General features: G+C 54.8%; 4 protein-coding genes. All 4 read right to left on the bottom strand.

The window, feature by feature from the left end; translation table 11 throughout:
- Positions 1 to 432 (bottom strand): SLC13 family permease (locus VMW13_00290; protein ID HUV43245.1); only part of this gene is annotated, 432 nt, incomplete at its 3' end.
- 156 nt (positions 433 to 588) lie between these two features.
- Positions 589 to 2,037 (bottom strand): sulfatase-like hydrolase/transferase, encoded by a 1,449-nt coding sequence (locus tag VMW13_00285; GenBank protein HUV43244.1) that lies wholly within the window; start codon positions 2,035 to 2,037, stop codon positions 589 to 591.
- Positions 2,038 to 2,087: 50 nt separating this feature from the next.
- Positions 2,088 to 4,070, bottom strand: coding sequence for an alkaline phosphatase family protein (locus VMW13_00280; protein HUV43243.1), 1,983 nt, complete (start codon positions 4,068 to 4,070; stop codon positions 2,088 to 2,090).
- Between the two features lie 235 nt (positions 4,071 to 4,305).
- On the bottom strand, positions 4,306 to 5,232 hold a 927-nt coding region (locus VMW13_00275; GenBank protein HUV43242.1), incomplete at its 5' end, for an ABC transporter substrate-binding protein.

The following is a 5,232-nucleotide window of genomic DNA, read 5'->3' as shown; positions in this document are numbered from 1 at the left end:
TGTGGCATCATGGAAGATTGTCGCCAGTAAAGTAGAAGATACCGCCAGAAGCAGACTCAATCGCTTTACATTTGTGCCACCCTTCCTGAGTATAAAGTTAAGGATTCTCTTGGCAAGTCCAACCTGCTCAATAATGACACCGAACATTATCAGCATAAGGACATACATAACCGCTGCATTTGAGAAAGGCATCCAGGCACTACTGGCACTCTGGACCCCGAAAGCTATCAGTCCCCCACCAGCCAGTAACGCCGTAATCCCTATGGGAATTGCTTCAGAAACCCAGAGTATCAATACCAGGGCTAACAGGGCAAGGAATCTCTGCCCTCTGGGAGACAGGCCCTCAATTGTTGGCAACAGGAGTATTATGATACAGACAAGCAGAGCTACACCAACCCAGATTAGTGTTCTTGCAGTTACACTGCTTGGCATTCTCAGTCTACCTGCCATAGTAAATTATAAATCTCGGCTTCTGGTTTTGGCTCTCATTGCGTCCTTCCTTCAATCGATTGGCTGTTTGATGGCAACGAGCAAGGCAGCGCAGCACAATTCTCGGCTTCAGCTATCCTATCTGACGAGAGGTGCGTCTCAACTCCGCTGAATACCCGGTCGTCCACTCTTCTGGGACCGTTCTTCAAAGGCAGTGAACTTCTCCCGGTCGAGGTCGCGTAAGAACGGATCCAGATACTGTTCCTGAAGTTCCTGGCGTAGTCCATCCAACGACGGCTCGTTTACCTGATTATGCAGTTCGTCCGGGTCTGCCTCCATGTCATAGAACTCCAGTTGCTGCCTGGTCCTGGCGTCCACTGCCAGCTTGTAGCGTTCAGTGCGCACCATGGAGTACCCGGCCACCTCGCTGAATATCCGTTCCTTCCCCTCCTGGGCATCAGGCCCCTCCGGGCCGGCTTGCACCTTCGGTACCAGACTACTGCCATCGCAGTGTTCCAGCGGACTGGCACCGGCGATATCGAGCAGGGTGTTGATAAGGTCAAGATGGTCAGTTAACCCGTTGGCCTGCCAGCCCGTGGTACCACCCGGCGGCCTTATGATGAAAGGCACATTAACGGCGGTTTCATAGAATACCACCTTCTGATTCAGTCTGTGGTCACCCAGATTCTCGCCATGGTCAGAGGTATAGATTATCCAGGTGTTATGCAGCATGCCCCTTTCTTCCAGCGCTTTCAGTATATCCCCGATGCGCTCGTCAATCATGGTGACCTTGGCGTAGTAGAAGGTCCGCAGCAGCTGCATTTGCAGTGGCGTCATATCCTGGAGAGGCGCACTCCATCTCATTACAAAGTCTACGTACGGGGGTATAGGCGGTTTCGGGCTTTCCAGAATGCCGATGGGCATCTTATCGGGTCGGTACAGAGCCCGATATTCGGGAGCAGAGTTGAAGGGCGGATGTGGACCAGGGAAAAGGACTTGAAGGTAGAAAGGCTTATCACCCTTGTAGCTACGTATCCAGTCGACCGCCTTCCGTCCAACGAAGTTGTCGACGTGGTCCTCAGTGGGAATTGGGGCGGGCGGCTCCCTCCAAGGCATGCGGGTGAAGCTCCAGTTGACCCGGTTGTACTCTAGGATGCTCTCTGAGTATGCGTCAAGTAGTCCCTTCTCAGCAAGATACTCAGTCCATGGATTGCGTGTCCTGGTGGTGGCCAGAGTGCTGTGTATCTCCATGGTGTCTTCGTAGCCCCAGTCACGGAGTCCCTGCTCGTCGGTAAGGAGGTGCGTCTTGCCGATGAGGGCGGTGTGATAACTAGCATCCCTGATGTTTCTCACGTGGCTGGAACCCTGGCGGTCCGCCGGAGCGGAATTGTCCCAAGCGCCGTGCTGATTCACACAGTGACCAGAGATTAGTGTTGCCCTTGCCGGCACACAGAGGGGTGAGCTGGTGGAGCAGCGTCGGAAGAGTACCCCCTCTGTCGCAATACGATCCAGATTAGGGGTGAGAATCACCGGGTGTCCGACACAGCCAATAGTATCGCCCCGGTGCTGGTCGGAATAAATCAGGACTATGTTCGGTCTGTCTGGCATGGTTGTCTCCTTCGTCTCTTAATCACTTCTGTACTTCCTCGGGCACTCGCCTATCTCGGGTCAGGGTCCTCAAGCGCCTGGAAGATAACGGCCCCCTCCGCATCCTTTGGCATCGGCCAGCCCGTCAAATAGCAAAGGGTTGGCACCATGTCGAGGCACCACACGTTTCGTTCAAGCTCAACTCCCCTTCTTATCCCGGGGCCAGACATAGCAAAGACACCTCGCAGTGAGCCGATACCCCACTCCGCAGTTGGTAGAAAAGCACCGTGCTGGCCACCGAAGTGCTCATCGATAGCAAAGATAACATCACCAACATAATCACCGTAGATATTGATGAAGCGGGCGTCTTCCTTTCTCAGGGCAAACAGAATTGGCTTACGGCCAGTCTGCGGGTCAGTGTAGTCGGTGAGGGCCCTTATAATCTGCTCCTGCACCTTGCGGTATTCTTCACCCGGCTCGACAATACCATCAGGGTCACGGCCTTTGAGATTGATATAGACATATACTGAGCGCTGACCAATGGCCCTGGTTCTGGACCAATCAACACTGCCATCCTGATTTCTGACCTGGAGCCCGGCGTCGATCAATATCCTCTGGATTGGCGGTTGGGGGCCGTTGGTCGCCTTGGCACCATGGTCAGAGACAAGGGCGAAGACAGTCTCTTTCGGGTCAGCGCAGGAGAAGAGGTCACCGGCCAGGCGGTCACAGAGCCGGTATATTTCCAGTTCCACTTCCTGGTATTTGCGCCACTCTGTTTCATCCTTGGCGGTAGCCGGGTCCATCAGCCATGATATCGAATGCCAGGCATGGTCGGGCGGGTGATAATGCATCATGAAGAGGTCCCAGGGCTTGTTCTTCAGGATATAGGTACAGGTATCGCTCAACCATTGCCTCTCCATCTCGGTGGCTTCAAGTACCGTGTCAATATCGTAGTAGCCCATGTCGTAGGCCAGGAAGGAGGGCTCAGCGTAGGGTAAGCCCTTCTCAGAGTAGACCTCGCTGGCCAGGGACTCAGGAAATGACCATCCCTCAAGGGCGCAGAGTGGGGTATGGAAGAGGCGGATGTCCTGAGCGTCGTCTGATAATTTCAGGAGCTTCATGGCGAAAGCCGCCTTCTTATTTCCGGCTTCCGTTTCAAAGTCTCTTCTGATAATACGGCTCCACTGGCCCTCCGAGAGTTCTGCCATGGGGCTGGAGGCGTCCTTGCTATCGCTGATGAGCACCTTGTCGTAGCCCTTGCCGCTGGTATCCAGTACCAGCATATACCACACCAGGTCGGACATCTTATACAGACCGGATAGAGGATGAAAGGTGATTGTCGCCTCAAGTGCTTGCTTTGCGGGGGGCAGGTTGCTCCATCCGCTGGGGGATTGCAGTGTAATCTTCTCCGGTGCGAGCTGGCCAGGTTGCTGGGCGAACGGCAATGCGTGTGCGGTCCCCTCGCCGAGCTCCCTCGTTGCGAAGAGGTGTGAAAATGACATGCTACATCGGGGCATCTGTCCCGGAGCACCTGCTTCAACTCCGTGCTGAGCGAAGCGAAAGAGCGTCTTGTCATCAACGTTTGACGGGAGTTCTCCTATTTCACTTCCGAAGGAACCAGATGGCCAGAACCACTGGTTTACTTCTACACCGGCACCACCAATCTGAATACCATCTTTAATCACAGGTGGCCAGGTAGTCGGGTAGTTGACTACCACTGATTTCTTGCCAGCACGGGCAATTGCGTTCCAGACGTACTCTGCCCGGACGTCCCCGCTGTAGAACCCGCCGTGAGTAAGGTCTAGAGGGTCTCCCGGACGGTGCACATTAAAATCGGTGACCCCATGTGTACTTGGCCACGCGCCGGTCGCTATCGATGTCCAGTTGGGTGGCGTGATTGTCGGTAATGGTACCATAGAGTTCTTAGCCCAAACACCATTACTAATAACCTTCGCTATGTTTGGTAGTTTGCCTTCTTTACAGTACTTGTAGAGTCTAGGTGCAATGGGGGCGTCCAGCCCCAGGATTACGACTTTCTTCGGTCGCGCTGTCATTTCAAAACCCTCCTTCGCTATGGTTTACTCCTGCATTGCAGGTGTACCTGCTGACACAGTCGAGGGAACACCGGGTGGCAGTTCATGGGGTCATGGATACCGTGATTGTTCTCCACTTGGTATGCCCCCGCTCCAAGGAAATGGGCCTGTACTTAATTGCACAGACCGCAGCCAGACTGGGGGTACAGACCCGTACCCCCAGTCCGTTGCACTGGTTATTACTGAACGTATCTGGCTACCTCTGGCCTGTGTAGTATTCCTTCACGTCCTGGTCAACCCAGGCATACATTGGAAAGTCTCCCCACCATTGACAACCGGTAGAGTACTCGCCCCGGAAACCGCCTACCCAGGGCTGCCACATGGAGTAGGAATACTCTGTCGGCAACTCTATCACCCACAGAAGGTCGCACAGGTAGGGTACCAGCTCTCGGAGGTTGGCTCGCAGTGTCTTGTCGCCAAGTGGGCCGCGGAAAGGCAACAGTTTCTCCCTGTAGTAGTCCTCGACATACTGGTCAACACCGAAACCGGTGTTGTACACAGGGATGTAATCCTCGAGGTGAGCTATAGGCACGGTATAGTAGATACTGGTCTTGGTGGCCCAGAGCATGTCCTCATATCCCCCGCCCCTCCGTATGGACTGGTAGGCACCACTTTCCCTGGGGTCCAACTCCAGGTCGACACCTATCTCCGACCACATCTGCTTGACAATGGACAGTTCGTCTAATGCTGCCTGGGTGCAGACAATACTGGCCTTGAAGCCATTGGGGTAGCCGGCTTCGGCCAGGAGCGCCTTTGCCGTGTCCGGATGGTAACCATAGGCCTCCTGGGTCTGCTCGGACTGTTCCTCCAGGGGGACGAATATATCACCAAACTCTCCGCACGGCAAGATTGGCCAGCAGAACTTCTCGGCATTACCGTTGTAGTAGCTCTCGATGATGGTGTCACGGTCAATCGCCATTGACAGGGCGCGCCGCACCCTGAGGTCGGTGTAGGGCAGCTCTTCGTTGTCCAGCCGCATCCCTATCGTCGGAGCAACGAACGCGAGGTACCTTGAGTAGTTCAGCTCAGGGTTGCTCCGCATCAGACTCTCGGCATCATCCCAGACAACATTCCGGTACTGGTCAACCTTGCCGGTGCGCAGTGCGGAGAGCCGGGTGGACGC

This window comes from Dehalococcoidales bacterium (assembly GCA_035529395.1).
GTDB lineage: Bacteria > Chloroflexota > Dehalococcoidia > Dehalococcoidales > Fen-1064 > DUES01.
This window is presented reverse-complemented; position numbering and strand designations above follow the sequence as displayed.

Excerpts from the sequence above, each read along its gene's own strand:
- VMW13_00285 (HUV43244.1), bottom strand. The coding sequence starts at position 2,037 with ATGCCAGACAGACCGAACATAGTCCTGATTTATTCCGACCAGCACCGG.
- VMW13_00280 (HUV43243.1), bottom strand. The coding sequence starts at position 4,070 with ATGACAGCGCGACCGAAGAAAGTCGTAATCCTGGGGCTGGACGCCCCC.